Raw genomic sequence first — 17,863 nt, 5'->3', positions numbered from 1 at the left:
CCGCGCTTATCGGGCCGCCAAGATGAATAAACTTGAAATAATTCCACCAGACCCCAGTCTTGGCATTCAAGTTACACATTCATGCCACATTCAGCTTGCAGCATTATGCTAAACCCAAGCGACCCCCGGAGGGTGATATGACCCAGCACCACGCCAAGGACAGCGCCAAACCCGCAAAGCCGGTCGATTGGATCGTCGTGGGCGCGAATGTTCTGGGGCTGGTGGTCGTTACTTTGGCGGCATTTCACGCCCAAACAGGCGGGCTGTTCCAACAGGTCGCCGGCCAAGCGGCGAAGGGCGCGGTCTTCTAGGGCGGGAACCTGCCGGTGGCTTCGGCGTTAGCCACAGGTAACACCAAAGGATTTTTCCCATGCCCTCTATCTACGACGCGATCAAAGAAGATCATGATGAACACCGCGCCCTGCTCAACACCATTGCCGACACCGAAGGCGACAGCGCCGAGCGCCGCAAGGCTTGGGACCGTTTTTACCATGACGTGAAATCCCACGCCGCCGCCGAGGAAGAGACCTTTTATTCCACGCTGATGTCCGAAACATGGGGCCAAGATCACGCGCGCCATTCGGTTCACGAACACCAGCAGCTTGACGATATCATGGAAGAGCTGCGCGAAACCGATATGTCGTCCTCTGCTTGGCTGACTCGTTTCAAGCAACTCAAGCATGACTACGAGCATCACATGGACGAGGAAGAAGACGAGCTTTTCACCCGCGCCAAGAAGGTCATCGGCGAGGAACATAACGACGCCTTCGGCGACAAGTTCCTGAAGCGTAAGGAAAAGGAAGCCAAGCTCATCGAGGAAAAGCGCGAAGACAGTCTTGAGGATTGACCGGACACGCTCTTACCTGATAAACGTGTTCTCTTAACGTTCTTGTGGATATCCAGCCCCTCTGGGCAGGTAGCGGTTGCAAGAAAGCCCGAGGAAACGCAATATATTGGATATGAGCGATAATCCATCACAAGACCTACGCGACTTTCTGGGCAAAGACCGGTTTGGATGCGTCATGGCGGACCCGCCGTGGCGCTTCACCAACCGCACCGGCAAGGTCGCACCCGAGCACAAGCGGTTGGCCCGTTATCCCACGATGACTGTGGATGACATCTGCGCCCTGCCCGTGGCCGATCACCTCGAAGACCGCGCGCATTGTTACATGTGGGTGCCGAACGCGCTGTTGCCCGAGGGGCTGCAGGTGCTCAAGGCTTGGGGATTTGAATATAAATCAAACATCATTTGGCACAAAATCCGCAAAGATGGCGGCAGTGACGGGCGCGGCGTGGGTTTTTATTTCCGCAATGTGACCGAAATTTTGCTGTTCGGCGTGCGCGGCAAGAACGTGCGCACCTTGGATGCCGGGCGGCGTCAGGTGAACATGATGCAGACCCGCAAGCGGGAGCATTCGCGCAAGCCGGATGAGCAATATGACCTGATCGAAAGCTGCTCTTGGGGCCCCTACCTCGAACTGTTCGGGCGCGGTGTCCGCGAGGGCTGGACCGTTTGGGGCAATCAGGCCGAGGCGGATTACAAGCCCGATTGGAAGACCTACAGCTACAATTCCAGTGTCGCGGCTGAGTAATCTGGCGCGGCGCATCGACGACGCGGTTTTTGACGATGAAAGGCTCGTCGAAGACCTGCTGCCCGTCGATCTGCGCGATCGCTACTCCGTCACCAGCTACCGCAGCGCCGGCGCCGTGCTACAACAGCGCGCGCCCGAAGAACTGGCCGCGATCATCCGCGTGCTGCGGCAGTTCACGATTAGCCGCAATGAAATCCGCGCGCCGGGGGGCAACCGCATGTCGGCCACCACCCGTTTCGCGCAATATGCGGCGGCCGAGAATTTCCACGAAGAGGTGCGCATCAAAGCCGATCTGTTGGTGCAACTTACCGCTGGCAAGGGCGACAGTGCCCCCGAGGTCGACCGCATCATCCGCGAGGACTTCATCCACAACCATATGGTCGACTTTTGGCGCAGCCGCGTGGCTTTCGACTATGAGTGGAACAGCAAAGACCAGACCTACGACCGTGACCTCTATGCCTTTCGCAGCTTTTTCGAAGCGGGGGTGATCGACGTTGGCGTCATCGTGACGCGCGAACTGTCGAACGGATTTTTCAAATCGCTCGGCAATTGCTTGGATAAATTCGGCAATGAGACCGACAAGACCGTAAGCGCGAAGTTCGGGGCCAGCACCACCGGCACCCATAAGCTTATCAGCCGCATCGCCGCCGGGCGCAGCGGCGGCTGCCCGGTTCTGGTGCTGGGCATCCTACCGGGCAATATCACCCCCGACTGAGCCGGGGATGACGCTTCATTCAGACAGGATCACTCCTGCGGGATGACCCGCAGACCCAGCTCCATCAGCTGATCGCTGGTGGGTTCAGAGGGCGCGTTCATCATCAGGTCTTCGGCACGCTGGTTCATCGGGAAGAGGATGACTTCGCGGATGTTCTGCTCCTCGGCCAGCAGCATGACGATCCGGTCAATACCGGCGGCACAACCACCGTGCGGCGGGGCGCCGTATTGGAATGCGTTAACCATGCCGCCAAAGCGCTTGCGCACCTCGTCTTCGCCATAGCCTGCGATCTCAAACGCCTTGAACATGATCTCGGGCTTGTGGTTTCGGATCGCACCCGAGACCAGCTCATAGCCGTTGCAGGCGAGGTCATATTGATAGCCCAGCACCTTGAGCGGATCACCCTGCAGCGCCTCCATCCCGCCCTGCGGCATGGAGAAGGGGTTGTGCTCGAAGTCGATCTTGCCGGTCTCTTCGTCACGCTCGTAAATCGGGAAATCCACGATCCATGCAAAGGCGAAACGTTCTTTGTCGGTGAGGTTCAACTCCTCGCCGATCACGTTCCGCGCGCGGCCTGCGACTGCTTCAAACGACTTCGGCTTGCCACCGAGGAAGAAGGCCGCGTCGCCGACACCCAGATCCAACTGCTGGCGGATCGCCTCGGTGCGCTCGGGGCCGATGTTTTTGGCCAGCGGGCCAGCCGCCTCCATCCCGTTGCCCTGATCGCGCCAGAAGATATAGCCCATGCCGGGCAGACCTTCTTTTTGAGCAAAGGCGTTCATGCGGTCGCAGAACTTGCGGCTGCCGCCCTTGGGCGCGGGGATCGCGCGGATTTCGGTGCCATCCTGCTCCAGCAGCTTGGCGAAAATCGCGAAGCCGGAATCGCGGAAATGGTCCGAGACCACCTGCATCTTGATCGGGTTGCGCAGGTCGGGCTTGTCCGAGCCATACCACAGCGCCGCGTCTTTGTAGGAAATCTGCTCCCAGGTCTGATCGACCTTTTTGCCGCCGCCGAACTCTTGGAAGATGCCTGCGATCACCGGCTGGATCGTGTCGAAAACGTCCTGCTGGGTGACAAAGGACATCTCCATGTCGAGCTGGTAGAAATCGGTGGGCGAGCGGTCGGCGCGCGGGTCTTCATCGCGGAAGCAGGGCGCGATCTGGAAATATTTATCAAAGCCCGAGACCATCAGCAGCTGTTTGAACTGCTGCGGCGCCTGCGGCAGGGCGTAGAACTTGCCGGGGTGCAGACGGCTGGGCACGAGGAAGTCGCGCGCACCTTCGGGGGAAGACGCGGTGATGATCGGCGTCTGGAACTCACGGAAGTTCTGATCCCACATGCGCTTGCGGATGGAGGTCACAACGTCGGAACGCAGCGCCATGTTCTTTTGCATCTTCTCGCGACGCAGGTCGAGGTAACGATAGCGCAGGCGCGTCTCTTCGGGGTATTCCTGCTCGCCGAAGACCTGAAGCGGCAGTTCAGCGGCGGAACCCAGCACTTCGATGTCGCGCGCATAGACCTCAATCTCGCCGGTGGGCAGCTTGGGGTTCACAAGGCTTTCGTCCCGCGCCTTTACAGTGCCATCAATGCGCACGCACCATTCCGCGCGGACCTTTTCCATCTCGGCGAAGGCCGGGCTGTCAGGGTCGCAGATGACCTGAGTGATCCCGTAATGGTCGCGCAGGTCCAAAAACAGCACACCGCCGTGGTCCCGCACCCGGTGCACCCAGCCGGACAGGCGCACAGTGTCACCCTTGTTCTCAAGGCTCAGATCGGCACAGGTATGGCTGCGATAGGCGTGCATGATGGTCCCTTCCTAGGGCTATTTCAGGTTTCGCGCAGGTACACCGTTTGACGGTCGGGAAGTCAAGACTTTGCTGCCCCGCCGCTCCACAATAATAGAAGGGTTTTGTGCCTTACGGGCAAGCCGGGCCTGCGCGCAAGACGGGCAACAGCGATCAATTATAGCGCAAGCGCGTCCAAGAGTTGCGTGCGTTGGGCTTCGGATTTTGGGATCGATTGGGTGATTTTGCCGCGCTGCATGACGTGGAAATGATCGGCATTGAGGTAGGCAAATTCGAAATTCTGCTCCACTAGCACAATGGCCAATTCCCCCCGATCCCGCAGAAGGCGAATGGTGTGGCCAATCATCTGAATGATATTGGGCTGAATTCCTTCGGTCGGTTCATCCAACAGCAGCACCTTAGGGCGGGCAATAAGCGCCCGGGCGATGGAAAGCTGCTGTTGTTGCCCACCAGACAAGTCCCCCCCGCGCCGGGCCTTCATCTCAGCGAGGACCGGAAAAAGCTCAAAAATGTCATCCGGGATCTTATGCTCGGATTTGGGAAGGCAGGCAAAGCCCGTTTCAAGGTTCTCTTGAACGGTCATGAGCGGAAATATCTCGCGCCCCTGTGGCACATATCCGACGCCCGCTTTGGCCGACAGGGCCGCACGGCCCGGTTGCAATTCCTCACCATCAAGGCTGATCCGCCCGCCCGAAAAAGGATGCCGCCCGGCGATGGCTTTCAGCAAGCTGGTTTTGCCGACCCCATTGGTGCCCGTTACACAGGTCACCTGCCCCACGGGCGCGTTCAACGTGACCTTATGAAGTATCTGAGATTGCCCGTATTTCAGGTTTAGGTTCTCAATCTCCAGCATCGCTGCGCCCCAAATAAACGTCTATAACAGTCTGGTTGCTGGTGACATGATCCAGCGACCCTTCGGCCAGCACCGATCCTTCGTGCAACACGGTCACCTTGCAATTCAGCCGCCGCACAAACTCCATGTCGTGTTCCACCACGATAACGGCGCAGGTCTCGGCGGCCTTTTTCAGGATGTCTGTGGTGTGTTCGCGTTCATGCGCCGTCATGCCTGCGGCGGGCTCATCCACCAGCAGCAAGCGGGGCGATTGCGCAAGCAGCATCCCGATCTCCAGCCATTGCTTTTGCCCGTGGCTTAACTCTCCGGCGGGGCGGGAGAGATGGGCGGTCAGGTTGATCTCATCGGCGATCTTTTCAAGCCGCGCCGCCCCTTCCGAGGTCTTGCGGTGGAACAGCACCGAGAATGTACCACGCGGGTTCTTTAGCGCCATGGCAAGGTTTTCGCGCACGGTTTGCGCCTCAAACACTGTCGGCTTTTGAAACTTGCGCCCAATCCCAAGCATCGCGATCTGGCTTTCCGACATGCCAATAAGAGAGCGGCTGTCATCACCAAACAGAATATAGCCTTCATCCGGCTTTGTCTTGCCGGTGATGATGTCCATAAAGGTCGTCTTGCCCGCGCCATTGGGGCCGATCACCGCGCGCAATTCCGGTTCACCGATCTGTAGACTAAGGTTCTTGATCGCCTGAAACCCGTCAAAAGATTTCGAAATTCCGGACATTTCCAAAAGAGAACTCATGACTTGCGCACCAGTTTGTCAAAGAGGCCGCCGATGCCCTTGGGGGCAAACAGCGTGATAAGTACAAAGCTCAGGCCAAGCAGCACCAGCCACCAATCGACCCAGTGGATCGTATAGACCCCCTGATTGATGCTGGGCGCGCCGCCGCCCGTAAACCAACTGGACAAAAGTGAGACCACTGCCGCACCGATCACCGCACCGTAGAGCCGGCCACGTCCGCCGATGGCGACCCATACCGCGAGATAGATCGACGCGATGGGGGCGATTTCAGCCGGGTTGATGATGCCCGCTTGCGGGTAATAAAGCGCACCGGCGATGCCTGCGACGATGGCGGTGATGGTGAAAACGAAGAGTTTATAGCTCTCTACATGGTAGCCCAGAAAACGAACGCGCGATTCATCGTCACGGATGGCTTGGATGACATTGCCCAGCTTGCTGTCGGTGATCCATGCGAAAAACAGATAGCCCAGAGCAAGCGCCAAGGCAGAGGCGAGGAAAAAGACGATGGAGACCACGTCTTGGCCGCTTTCGGCGAAGCCGGGAATGTTTTGCAGGCCCGACAGACCGTTGTTGCCACGCAAACCGCTGTCGTTCTGAAACAGGTAGAGCGCGAGCGCCAGTGTCATGGCTTGGGTCAGGATCGACAGGTAAACGCCGTTGACGCGGCTGCGGAATGCGAGCCAGCCAAAGACCAGCGCAAGGGCGCCGGGGATCAGCACGACGAAGGCCAATTGGATAAAAAGGTTGTCCGCGAAGGCCCAGATCAATGGGAATTCCGATGAGCCGACGACACCGAAAATCTGGTTTCCGATGGCGTCTGAAATCTCTTGCGGGATTGGCGGGATGACCTGACCTGCGAGGCTTTCCGCGACGATGTTTTCCGTCCGCGCATACATGAGCCACATCCCGATGGCGTAGCCGCCGATCCCGAAAAAGGCGAAATGACCGAGGCTAAGGATGCCGCAATACCCCCAAACGACATCCATCGCGATGGCCACGAGGCAAAGACACAGGGCTTTGCCCAATGTCTTGACGAAGGAGGTTGAGACAAGACCGGTACCGGCGGCTTCGGACATCACCGTCACAAGGACTGTAAAGAGACCCAGTGCGGCAAGGAAGTAGAGAACCGAAGGATTGCGGCCGATGAAAGACCGTCGTTGGCTGTGCGTCTGGGTCATGGCTCAATCCGCCGCTGCCCGGCCTTTGGGGGCGACGATGCCCTTGGGCCGGAATTGAATGAACAGGATGATGAAAAGGATCATGTAGGTCTGTGCCGCCAGTGTGTTGGACGGGTTCAACCACTCGATCCCCTTCTGCAGGAAGCCGATCAGCCCCGCTCCGGCCAGCGTGCCGAATACCGATCCAACACCGCCCACTACGACAGTCATGAAGCTTTGCACGATATAGTTCGCGCCCATTTCAGAGGTGACCTGCGCATAAAGGCCGATGCCGACGCCCGCGACCCCTGCGATTCCCGACCCCAGCCCAAAGGTCATCATATTGATGCGGTCAGGGTTGATGCCCATTGAAGCCGCCATGCCCGGGTTTTGCGTCACCGCGCGCACCTCCAAACCAAGGCGCGTGCGCTTGAGAATATACAGCAGCAAAAATAGAAAGATCAGCGCCAGCACGAATATGGCAATGCGGATGTAACTGATTTGAACCACATCCGAGATCACGAGCGCGCCCCGAAGCCACTCAGGCGAGGTCAACGGACGGGCCTGCGTGCCAAAGATATTCTTAGCGATTTGCTGCAAGGCGATTGAGATGCCGAAGGTCGCCAACAAGGTTTCAAGCGGGCGATGGTAGAGATGCCGGATCACCAGCCGCTCCATTGCGACACCCGCCCCAAAGGTAACGGCAAAGGCTAGCGGCAGCGCGATGAGCAGCGAGACCGTGTAGTCAGGGACGATGAGTTGCACGACATAGCCCGTATAGGCGCCCATCATGATAAACTCGCCATGGGCCATGTTGATGACCCCCATCTGCCCAAAGGTGATCGCCAGCCCAATCGCTGCGAGGAAATAAATCGAGGCCAGCGACAAACCGTCCAACGTCAAATCAAAGGTCTGCGCCCAGCCGACCTGCGTCTCAACCGCGTCAAGCGTGGTGCGGGCAGCGTCGGTGATCGCCCTGTCATCCTCTTCGTAGCGTTCATAGAAGACGGCATTCTGCAGGGCGGTGACGATATCATCCGGCGTTACCAACGGCGGGACGGTCCCCGCCTCGGCAAGCGCGCGATACGCATCCATCCGCCTGTCCGGGTCGTCCAATTGCGCCAAAGAGATGCCGCCGACGCGGCCATCGACGATATTGGCTTCAAGGGCGGCGCGAATATCACCGGGCGGCACGATTGCAGGGGCAAGTTCAGCTTCGACCAGCGTCTCATAGCTTGCCGAAGGGTCCGCCATGGGGTCAAGAATGCGGGCGATGTTACCCTCGGGCTGCTTTGCCGCAACGCCTGTCCTTACAGATAGAATTTGGTTCAGCACCGCGCGGGCTTCGAGAGAGGTGTCGGAAGACAGACTTTCGATCGCACGATTGCGCGCCTCGGGGGCCGCTCCGAAGCGCGCGGTCAAGAAATTGCTCAGTTGCTCTTTGCGGGCGCGCAGGATGGGATCATTCTCTCCTTCGAGCGAGGCCAAGAGCGGGTCAAGCTGGCTGGCATCACTGCGTCGCGCGATGCTTTCAAGGGCGGCGCTTCGGCGTTCGGGGTCGGGATCAGACAGTTGGAACTGCACCAATGCCGTGCCGATGACACGCCGCACACCGCCGTTGGGGCGCAGCTGGCTGAAACTGTCCGAAGAAGCCGCTGTCTCTTCGCCCGTATCAACGTCGCGCAGCGCGAGTGTATCGCCGGCTTCCTTCGCAAAGTAGAACAGGCCCGTTGCATCGTCTTGCCAGACGCTCCGCTCGGCCCATTGCTCAAGAAAAACAGGAACCTGCGGCAGGCCCGATGCCACCAGATCGTCCAGCAAAACGCCGACCGATTTGCGCGATGGCTTGGCCACCTCTTCGGCGTGGGTCTGCAATACAGACTGAAGTTCCTGGGCTGAAGCAAGACTGACGGATGTCAGCAAGCACATCAGGCTGAGCAGTATTCGAACCATGAGATATGGGGCTTTCGGACGGAAAGAGTGTTTAGAAAGAGTGTCGGGCGCGGCTGAGGACGCGCCCGGCTGTTGGCGTTAGTAATTCGAGGTCAACTGGACGCAGGTCTTGGTTTCGGTATTGTACATGCCGCACTCAAGCTCTTTCCAATCGGAGACCAGAACAGCGGATTCAGGCAAGAAGTCCGTCCATGCATCGCCGGGCACTTCTTCGGTCTGGCTGATGATGTCGAACTGGCCGTCAGAGGTGATTTCACCGATCAAGACAGGCTTGGCGAGGTGGTGATTGGGCAGCATGACAGCCGTCCCGCCGGTGAGGTTCGGGAATTCCTGCCCATACATCGCCGCACGCACCGCATCTACATCCGTGGTGCCTGCTTCGGTGACCGCGTTCACCCACATGTTGAAACCGATGTAATGGGCTTCCATCGGGTCGTTGGTCACGCGGTCTTCGCCCATCGCCTCTTTCCAAGCGGCGACCCACTCATCGTTCGCGTCGGATTCTGCGGATTGAAAGTAGTTCCACGCCGCGAGGTGGCCGACAAGATCAGCGGTATCGAGGCCCGAAAGCTCTTCTTCCCCGACCGAGAATGCCACGACCGGAATGTCGTCAGCCGAGATACCGGCAGCCGCCAACTCCTTGTAAAAGCCGATATTCGCGTCGCCGTTGATGGTCGAGATCACGCCCACCTGAGAGCCATCCGCCCCCAGTTCGACCACATCCGCCACAATGGTGGACCAGTCCGAATGCCCGAAGGGTGTATAGTTAACGAAGATGTTTTCCTTGGGGATGCCCTTGTCCAAAAGGTACTGTTCAAGGATATTGTTGGTGGTTCTGGGATAGACATAGTCCGTGCCGAGCAGAGCAAATTTCTCGACGCCCAGTTCCTCCAGGAAATAATCGGTCGCAGGGATCGCCTGCTGATTCGGGGCCGCGCCCGTATAGAACACGTTGCGCGAGCTTTCCTCGCCCTCATACTGAACCGGGTAGAACATCAGGCCGTTCAACTCTTCCAGAACAGGCAATGCGGATTTGCGCGAAACAGATGTCCAAGAGCCGAAGATGACATCCACCTCGGACACGGTCAGAAGCTCACGCGCCTTTTCGGCGAACAAAGGCCAGTCCGAGGCGGGATCCACGACAACGGCTTCGATTTCGCAATCCAACAGACCGCCCGCAGCGTTTTGTTGCGTGATCAGAAGCTCCATCGTGTCTTTCAACGTCGTCTCGGAAATGGCCATCGTGCCGGACAGAGAGTGCAGCACGCCAACCTTGATCGGGTCCTCGCATTCCGCGCTGGCGGCTGAACCTGCGATCAATAGGGCAGCGGTCGCAGTAAGTGTGCGTTTGGTGGAAAGTCTCATTACGGTATCCCCGTTTGGTGTGCGGAAGAGCGGAGACGCAAGCATGCCAAAGGCCAAATGCTTTTCCACACAGCGTTTATTATAGTTACGCGCGGATGGCCCCCTTGCCGGACAGCTCCGTTCGCGACGCCCCGTAGCGGAGCCTCTACAGCCTCAGTTCAGAGGACCGAGCCAGCAAGCCCCGACCGCGGGGAAATTTCTGCACCGCAGAAAGGGTGCTGTATGATTGGGCAGTTGGCAGCCGAACTGTGAAATTTTGGGCAACTCGCGTATGGGGCGCGCGCTGTTTTGCGGTAGAAGCGGAATGTCGGATGGGGACGGCCCGTGTGACGTTGGTGCGGGAAGGCGTGAGGGGTAGACCACGATGGGCGGGAGGAATTGCCCATTCCAACGCAAGTGAGAGTACGCCCTGCAGGGCGTCAGAGGACTAAATCTATTGGATAGTCCAGTTGCGGGAGCACGATTTGGGCGCTGGCGTGAGGTGGAGAAACTCTGAGAAAGCGCTGGCGATCAGACCGCTGTAATAAGTTCGCTTGATGCTCATGAACTGAACTTATTCGATCAAGTAGGCGCCCCGCGAAGCACAGGGGCGCTCCTTGCCTTGACGTCTAAGCTCATGACAGTCTAAGTCAGCCAGAAAATTTTTAAAATCATCTTGAAAAATTTAGGAAGCCACATAGTGAAAAAAGCTATTATCACGGGCATTACCGGCCAGGACGGGTCTTACTTGGCAGAGTTTCTGCTTGAGAAAGGCTATGAAGTTCATGGGATCAAGCGACGAGCTTCCCTTTTCAATACCGGCCGGATTGATCACATTTATGAGGATCCCCACAACGACAACTCCCGATTTCACCTGCACTACGGAGATCTGACAGACTCCTCAAACCTGACCCGTATTATCAGCGAAGTGCAGCCTGACGAAATCTACAACCTCGGCGCGCAGTCACATGTGGCGGTGAGCTTTGAAGCGCCAGAGTACACTGCGGATGTCGATGCGATGGGAACCCTCCGCCTCCTAGAAGCCATCCGCTTTCTAGGGTTAGATAAAAAGACGCGCTTCTACCAAGCCTCGACCTCTGAACTTTACGGTCTTGTCCAAGAGATACCCCAAACTGAGACAACGCCCTTTCACCCGCGTTCTCCCTATGCAGTCGCGAAGATGTATGCTGTTGATTGTCACCGAGAACTGACCCGGCATTTTCACCGAGACTTGACCCACCCAGTTGTTATGTTCTTTGCGTTATGATGGCGTCAATACCGCTTTTTCCTTTCGTTTCTGTTTGGCTGTCGCGGAGCTGGCCTTGAACCGGTAGCTGTCATTGCCGGTCTCGAGAATGTGGCAACGATGTGTGAGGCGGTCGAGGAGCGCGGTGGTCATCTTTGCATCACCGAACACGCTGGCCCATTCGCTAAAGCTCAGGTTGGTTGTGATGACGACGCTGGTGCGCTCGTAGAGTTTGCTTAGAAGGTGGAACAGCAACGCGCCACCCGAAGCGCTGAACGGCAGATATCCCAGCTCATCCAGGATCACCAAATCAGCTTTCACCAGCACCTCAGCGATCTTTCCTGCCTTGCCTTGGGCCTTTTCTTGCTCCAACGCATTGACCAACTCGACCGTGGAGAAGAAGCGCACACGCTTGCGATGATGCTCGATTGCTTGAATGCCGAGGGCGGTAGCGACATGCGATTTTCCCGTTCCAGGGCCTCCGATCAGCACTACATTCTCAGCCGCGTCCATGAACTCGCATCGGTGAAGTTGGCGGACCAAAGCTTCACGGACTTCGCTGGCGCCAAAGTCGAAGCCAGAGATGTCTTTGTATGCCGGAAAGCGTGCTGCCTTCATGTGGTAGGCAATGGAACGCACCTCACGTTCAGCAATCTCGGCTTTAAGCAGCTGCGACAACATGGGGATCGCTGCATCGAAAGCAGGCGATCCCTGCTCATGCAGGTCCTGCACGGCCTGAGCCATGCCTGGCATCTTCAGGCTACGCATCATGATGACGATGGCAGCACCGGCGGGATCATGACGCATGACGTGTTCCTCCCGTGGTGCGTAGCCCGTCATATCGTGCGACATTGGCCTCGGGCTCCTTATTCAAAGAAAGGGCCGCAGGCGGGGTCACATCGGGCTGGTCTATCGGTGCGCCATCCACCAGCCTGTGAAGTAGGTTCAAGACATGGGTTTTTGTTGGTACGCCCGCCTCCAGCGCCATTTCTACTGCGCAAAGCACGGCCTGTTCGTCATGGTGGAGGACCAAGGATAGGACGTCGATCATCTCGCGGTCACCACCTGGCCTACGCAACATATGATCCTGCAGCTTCCGGAACCCTTCTGGCATCTCAACGAAGGGCGCCCCGTTGCGCAGCGCGCCGGGTTTGCGTTGAACCACCGCCAGATAATGGTGCCAGTCATAAATAACGCGCCCTGGCTGACGGTGTGAGCGTTCAATAATGCGCTCATGCGTGCAGACCACATGGCCTTCGGCGACGATGACCAGCCGTTCAGGATAGATGCGGAGACTGACAGGGCGGTTCGCAAAGCTGGCAGGCACTGAGTAGCGATTACGGTCGAATGCTATCAGACAAGTGGGGGATACCCGCTTGCTCTGCTCGACAAAGCCGTCAAACATTGTGGGCAGTGGCATCAGCGCGGCCTTCTCGGCGTCCCAGATATCCGCAATATTGCCAGGCAATCTGCCATGCGGTGTCTCGGCCCAGAGAAGCTTGCAGCGCTCCTCCAGCCATTCATTCAGCGCATTGAGGTCCGGAAAGGCGGGCATGAGTTGCCAAAGCCGATGGCGGGCGTCGCGCACATTCTTCTCAACCTGACCTTTCTCCCACCCTGCCGCGGGATTGCAGAACTCAGGGTCAAAAACATAATGGCTGGTCATCGCAAGGAACCGTGCGTTTACATCGCGCTTCTTGCCGACACCAATCCGGTCAACGGCTGTCTTCATGTTGTCATAGACGCCACGCCCCGGAACACCCTCAAACACCCGAAAGCCATGCCAGTGGGCATCAAACAGCATCTCATGCGTTTGCAGTAGATAGGCCCGCACCAGAAATGCGCGGCTGTGCGACAGCTTGATATGAGCGACCTGAAGCTTGAGGCGCTCGCCGCCGACATAGGCCCAGTCCTCGCTCCAATCGAATTGGAACGCCTCGCCCGGCTGAAAGACCAAGGGCACGAAAACACCCCGGTCAGTCGTATGTTGAGCACGCTGGCGTTCGCCCTTCCAGTTCCGCACGAAGGCCGCGACACGCTCATATGAACCATCAAAGCCGAGCTGAACCAGATCTGCATGCATCTGTTTGGCCGTTCGCCGTTCCTTGCGTGATTTACGCTGCTCAGACAGCAACCAGCCTGTCAGCTTCTCAGCATAAGGGTCTAACTTGCTCGGTCGGTCCAAAATTTGGAACTCGGGCTCAACTATCCCTGTCCGCAGATACTTCTTGATCGTGTTGCGAGACACCCCTGTCCGGCGCGCAATCTCGCGGATGGGCATCTTGTCTCGCAGAGCCCATTTCCGAATAATCCTCAGAAATCCCATGTCTAACACTCCAATAGCTCCCAGCTGATTCAAGCAGGGGCAAGGTTACACATGGGTCAATTCTCAATGACAATTTCTGCAGTTGCCGGGTCAGTTCTCGGTGACAATCAACACCCAGCCAATGCATCGGCATGACAGGGCTCTTGAAGGACGAGGCAGAACAGGCAGTCTTGGGCGGCGTGAAACGCGCGCTGCTCGGGTCCGATGCTTTCACGCGGTTCCGGCAGGAGTATGCGAGGGCGCTTGCTGATGCGACGCAGTCGCTCCAGGCCGATCGCGCTTCGGTCACCCGGCAGCTCCGCGCAGTGGAGACTGAAATCCGGAACGGAACCGACGCGATCCTCGCCGGCGTGAACAGCCCTGCCCTCATTGAAGCCCTGTCAAAAGCCGAAGCGCGGAAGCTCAAGTTGCAGGCCCAACAGCGGCAGATTGAAGACGCCCGGCCGATGCTGCCAACCGACTTAGAAGAGGTCTACGCCGCGCATGTCAGAAAGCTGGAAACGATTCTCACAGAACCGGACTTAGTCATCCACGCGCGCGATATCCTTCGGGTTCTGGTGGAAACCATCAGCGTCGAGGAAGTGGAGGAAGGAAAACACCTCCTAGGCATCGAGGGAGATTTGACAAAGTTCCCAATGACATACGCAAAAGCCGCCCCGAAGGGCGGCTTTGCGAACAAAAGTTCGATAGGCTTGGTTGCGGGAGTAGGATTTGAACCTACGACCTTCAGGTTATGAGCCTGACGAGCTACCGGGCTGCTCCATCCCGCGCCAATGCCCTTCGTTTAGACTTATAGCACGAGGGCTGCAAGGGCATTCGTACATAGAATTTAGATTTTTCTTGAGATTTTACGCAGCACCCTTAACTTTCGCTTCGCCAAAGTTCGCGCGTGAGTTTGGGGACACAGAAACGTGCCGATAACGCCCCCCGCCCCCAAAGACAAAACCGCCGCAGCTTTATAGCTGCGGCGGTTTTGTTATTTTTCTCATCGTCGAGAGATACTTTTTTTTATCAGGAACTTATTAGGTTTGGCGATGACCTACTCTCCCACGTCTTAAGACGCAGTACCATCGGCGCTACGGCACTTAACGGCTGGGTTCGGGATGGGACCAGGTGTTTTGCTCGCGCTATGATCACCAAACCAAATAAATTCCTGATAAAGCGCTCTGCGCGTTGCGACGCAGAGCGTGGTCCAAGTCATGTACAACTGATTGTATGTGTATGCTTTTGCCCAGTTAAGCAGTCTTGCTTCTACTGGATCAAATCAAGCCTATCGAGCAATTAGTACCAGTCAACTGAACGTGTTACCACGCTTACATCTCTGGCCTATCGACGTGGTGGTCTACCACGGCTCTCAGGGATACCTTGTTTTGAGGGGGGCTTCCCGCTTAGATGCCTTCAGCGGTTATCCTGTCCGATCATAGCTACCCAGCACTGCTATTGGCATAACAACTGGTCCACCAGTGGATCGTTCACCCCGGTCCTCTCGTACTAGGGGCAACTCCTCTCAAGTATCCTACACCCACGGAAGATAGGGACCGAACTGTCTCACGACGTTCTAAACCCAGCTCACGTACCTCTTTAAACGGCGAACAGCCGTACCCTTGGGACCTGCTCCAGCCCCAGGATGAGATGAGCCGACATCGAGGTGCCAAACACTGCCGTCGATATGGACTCTTGGGCAGTATCAGCCTGTTATCCCCGGCGTACCTTTTATCCGTTGAGCGATGGCCCTCCCACTTGGGACCACCGGATCACTATGGCCGTCTTTCGACTCTGCTCGACTTGTCAGTCTCGCAGTCAGGCTGGCTTCTGCCATTGCACTCAACGAGCGATTTCCGACCGCTCTGAGCCAACCTTCGCGCGCCTCCGTTACGATTTAGGAGGCGACCGCCCCAGTCAAACTACCCGCCACACAGGGTCCCGGAACCGGATAACGGTCCGCGGTTAGACATCAAGCAGAACAAGGGTGGTATCTCAAGGGAGGCTCCACCGAGACTGGCGTCTCGGTTTCAAAGCCCACCACCTATCCTGCACATGTTCGGCCTAATGCCAGTGTGAAGCTGTAGTAAAGGTGCACGGGGTCTTTCCGTCTAACCGCGGGTAACCGGCATCTTGACCGGTAATTCAATTTCGCTGAGTCTATGTTGGAGACAGCGGGGAAGTCGTTACGCCATTCGTGCAGGTCGGAACTTACCCGACAAGGAATTTCGCTACCTTAGGACCGTTATAGTTACGGCCGCCGTTTACCTGGGCTTCAATTCAGAGCTCTCACCCCTCCTTTTAACCTTCAGGCACCGGGCAGGCGTCAGACCCTATACGTCGTCTTACGACTTCGCAGAGCCCTGTGTTTTTAATAAACAGTCGCCACCCCCTGGTTTGTGCCCCCAGCCTCTAGTTGCCTAGAAACCGGGCCTCCTTCTCGCGAACTTACGGAGGTATTTTGCCGAGTTCCTTCAACATAGTTCTCTCAAGCGCCTTGGTATTCTCTACCTGTCCACCTGTGTCGGTTTAGGGTACGATCTAGCGATGGAGCTATTTCCAGGGACCTCTAAGCAGCCCATTCAATCCGATAAGGATGAACTACCCTCGAGATCCGTCACTTCCATCTGGCCCAGGAATATTAACCTGGTTCCCATCGACTACGCCTTTCGGCCTCGCCTTAGGGGTCGGCTTACCCTGCTCAGATTAGCTTTAAGCAGGAACCCTTGGACTTTCGGCGAGAGTGTCTCTCACACTCTTTGTCGCTACTCATGTCATCATTCTCACTAGTGATCTCTCCACCGGATCGCTCACGCGCCAGCTTCACAGAAAGCTCCTTGTGTCCAATCCTACCTAAGTAGGTAAGGACACATGGAACTATGTCACACTACGCTCTGCTACCATGCAATAAATGCATCCTCAGCTTCGGCTCATGGCTTGAGCCCCGTTACATCTTCGCCGCAAGACAACTTATTTAGACCAGTGAGCTGTTACGCTATCTTTAAAGGATGGCTGCTTCTAAGCCAACCTCCTGGTTGTTTTGGTCGTCTCACCTGCTTTCCCACTTAGCCATGAATTAGGGGCCTTAGCTGGAGGTTAGGGTTGTTTCCCTCTTCACGACGGACGTTAGCATTCGCCGTGTGTCTGCCGACTAGTACTCCTCGGTATTCGGAGTTTGGTTAGGATCAGTAAGCCTGTGGGGCCCCATTACCCATCCAGTGCTCTACCCCCGAGGGTATTCGGTCGACGCTCTACCTAAATAGATTTCGCAGAGAACCAGCTATCTCCGAGTTTGATTGGCCTTTCACCCCTAGGCACAGCTCATCCCGATCTTTTTCAACAGATGTGGGTTCGGTCCTCCAATAAGTGTTACCTTATCTTCAACCTGGCCATGCCTAGATCACTCGGTTTCGGGTCTGATCCCACGAACTCAACGCCCTATTAAGACTCGCTTTCGCTACGCCTACACCTAACGGCTTAAGCTTGCTCGTGAGACCAAGTCGATGACCCATTATACAAAAGGTACGCTGTCAGGACGCAAGGTCCCTCCAACTGTTTGTAGGCGTTCGGTTTCAGGTACTGTTTCACTCCCCTCGTCGGGGTGCTTTTCACCTTTCCCTCACGGTACTGGTTCACTATCGGTCAGTAAGGAGTACTTAGCCTTCGAAGGTGGTCCTCCGATCTTCAGACAGAATTTCACGTGTTCCGCCCTACTTAATACGTCCAATCATGCTTCTTATACGGGACTATCACCCACTTTGGTTGCGCATTCCAACGCATTCTAACCACACTCATGGCTCGGCTGGTCCCCGTTCGCTCGCCGCTACTAGGGGAGTATCATATTGATTTCCTTTCCTCCGGGTACTTAGATGTTTCAGTTCCCCGGGTTTGCCTTTTTAAGCCTATATATTCAGCCTAAAAATACCTGGTTTACCAAGTTATTAGCTGATCCGAAGATCAGTAATAACAAAGTATCAGGTGGGTTGCCCCATTCAGAAATCCATGGATCAAAGCTTATTCTCAGCTCCCCATGGCTTATCGCAGAGTATCACGTCTTTCATCGCCTCTTACTGCCAAGGCATTCACCAAACGCCCTTTTCGCGCTTGATTTGATCCAGAAAAAGCAAGACTTAGCGTCTCGCGCGAA

13 protein-coding genes, 1 tRNA gene and 2 rRNA genes are annotated in these 17,863 nt (G+C 56.7%); 5 read left to right on the top strand and 11 right to left on the bottom strand.

Annotation, left to right across the window (positions count from 1 at the left end):
- Nucleotides 1-137: 137 nt before the first annotated feature.
- From K3762_RS02535 to K3762_RS02520, 4 genes are all read left to right on the top strand, one after another.
- On the top strand, nt 138-311 hold the full coding sequence (locus K3762_RS02535; RefSeq protein WP_260011297.1) for a hypothetical protein: 174 nt from the start codon (nt 138-140) through the stop codon (nt 309-311).
- A gap of 59 nt (nt 312-370) precedes the next feature.
- A complete protein-coding gene (locus K3762_RS02530) occupies nt 371-847 on the top strand; it encodes a hemerythrin domain-containing protein (protein WP_120350127.1) in 477 nt (158 codons plus the stop codon).
- Nucleotides 848-959: 112 nt separating this feature from the next.
- Nucleotides 960-1,592, top strand: a complete 633-nt coding sequence (locus tag K3762_RS02525) for an MT-A70 family methyltransferase (RefSeq protein WP_067623744.1) — start codon at nt 960-962, stop codon at nt 1,590-1,592.
- Nucleotides 1,576-2,307: a BglII/BstYI family type II restriction endonuclease gene (locus K3762_RS02520; RefSeq protein WP_260011295.1), complete on the top strand. Its 732-nt coding sequence runs from the start codon at nt 1,576-1,578 to the stop codon at nt 2,305-2,307. Before K3762_RS02525 ends, K3762_RS02520 begins: the two co-directional genes overlap by 17 nt.
- 29 nt (nt 2,308-2,336) lie before the next feature.
- Here the strand turns inward: K3762_RS02520 and aspS are convergent, their stop codons facing one another.
- The 6 genes from aspS to urtA all read right to left on the bottom strand — a co-directional run bounded on the left by aspS (nt 2,337) and on the right by urtA (nt 10,183).
- Nucleotides 2,337-4,112: an aspartate--tRNA ligase gene (aspS, locus tag K3762_RS02515; protein WP_120350126.1), complete on the bottom strand. Its 1,776-nt coding sequence runs from the start codon at nt 4,110-4,112 to the stop codon at nt 2,337-2,339.
- Between the two features lie 158 nt (nt 4,113-4,270).
- The gene (urtE, locus tag K3762_RS02510) at nt 4,271-4,966 is read right to left on the bottom strand and encodes an urea ABC transporter ATP-binding subunit UrtE (protein WP_120350125.1); all 696 of its coding nucleotides are present in this window, start codon (nt 4,964-4,966) and stop codon (nt 4,271-4,273) included.
- A complete protein-coding gene (urtD, locus tag K3762_RS02505; RefSeq protein ID WP_260011291.1) occupies nt 4,953-5,708 on the bottom strand; it encodes an urea ABC transporter ATP-binding protein UrtD in 756 nt (251 codons plus the stop codon). The genes urtE and urtD overlap by 14 nt, the downstream gene beginning before the upstream one ends.
- On the bottom strand, nt 5,705-6,886 hold the full coding sequence (gene urtC, locus K3762_RS02500) for an urea ABC transporter permease subunit UrtC (protein ID WP_260011288.1): 1,182 nt from the start codon (nt 6,884-6,886) through the stop codon (nt 5,705-5,707). Before urtC ends, urtD begins: the two co-directional genes overlap by 4 nt.
- A gap of 3 nt (nt 6,887-6,889) precedes the next feature.
- The gene (gene urtB / locus K3762_RS02495) at nt 6,890-8,818 is read right to left on the bottom strand and encodes an urea ABC transporter permease subunit UrtB (protein ID WP_260011286.1); all 1,929 of its coding nucleotides are present in this window, start codon (nt 8,816-8,818) and stop codon (nt 6,890-6,892) included.
- Nucleotides 8,819-8,896: 78 nt separating this feature from the next.
- Nucleotides 8,897-10,183, bottom strand: coding sequence for an urea ABC transporter substrate-binding protein (urtA, locus tag K3762_RS02490; RefSeq protein ID WP_067624380.1), 1,287 nt, complete (start codon nt 10,181-10,183; stop codon nt 8,897-8,899).
- A gap of 679 nt (nt 10,184-10,862) precedes the next feature.
- Between urtA and K3762_RS02485 the strand changes: the two genes are divergently transcribed.
- The gene (locus K3762_RS02485; RefSeq protein WP_260011282.1) at nt 10,863-11,429 is read left to right on the top strand and encodes a GDP-mannose 4,6-dehydratase; all 567 of its coding nucleotides are present in this window, start codon (nt 10,863-10,865) and stop codon (nt 11,427-11,429) included.
- On the opposite strand, the gene istB is transcribed toward K3762_RS02485, so the two are convergent.
- The 5 genes from istB to K3762_RS02460 form a co-directional block, all read right to left on the bottom strand.
- A complete protein-coding gene (gene istB, locus K3762_RS02480; protein WP_260009488.1) occupies nt 11,424-12,215 on the bottom strand; it encodes an IS21-like element helper ATPase IstB in 792 nt (263 codons plus the stop codon). The two genes, K3762_RS02485 and istB, sit on opposite strands and share 6 nt — an antisense overlap.
- Nucleotides 12,205-13,734, bottom strand: a complete 1,530-nt coding sequence (istA, locus tag K3762_RS02475; protein ID WP_132447149.1) for an IS21 family transposase — start codon at nt 13,732-13,734, stop codon at nt 12,205-12,207. The genes istB and istA overlap by 11 nt, the downstream gene beginning before the upstream one ends.
- A 693-nt stretch (nt 13,735-14,427) precedes the next feature.
- A tRNA-Met gene (locus tag K3762_RS02470) sits at nt 14,428-14,504 on the bottom strand.
- 256 nt (nt 14,505-14,760) lie between these two features.
- Nucleotides 14,761-14,875: ribosomal RNA gene (gene rrf / locus K3762_RS02465) — 5S ribosomal RNA — on the bottom strand.
- 119 nt (nt 14,876-14,994) lie between these two features.
- Nucleotides 14,995-17,826, bottom strand: a 23S ribosomal RNA gene (locus K3762_RS02460).
- Nucleotides 17,827-17,863 lie beyond the last annotated feature (37 nt).

It is taken from the genome of Sulfitobacter sp. W074, from assembly GCF_025142275.1.
In the GTDB taxonomy this organism is placed as follows: Bacteria; Pseudomonadota; Alphaproteobacteria; order Rhodobacterales; family Rhodobacteraceae; genus Sulfitobacter; species Sulfitobacter profundi.
Note: the sequence above shows the minus strand (reverse complement) of the source record. Positions and strands in the feature narration are given on the sequence as shown.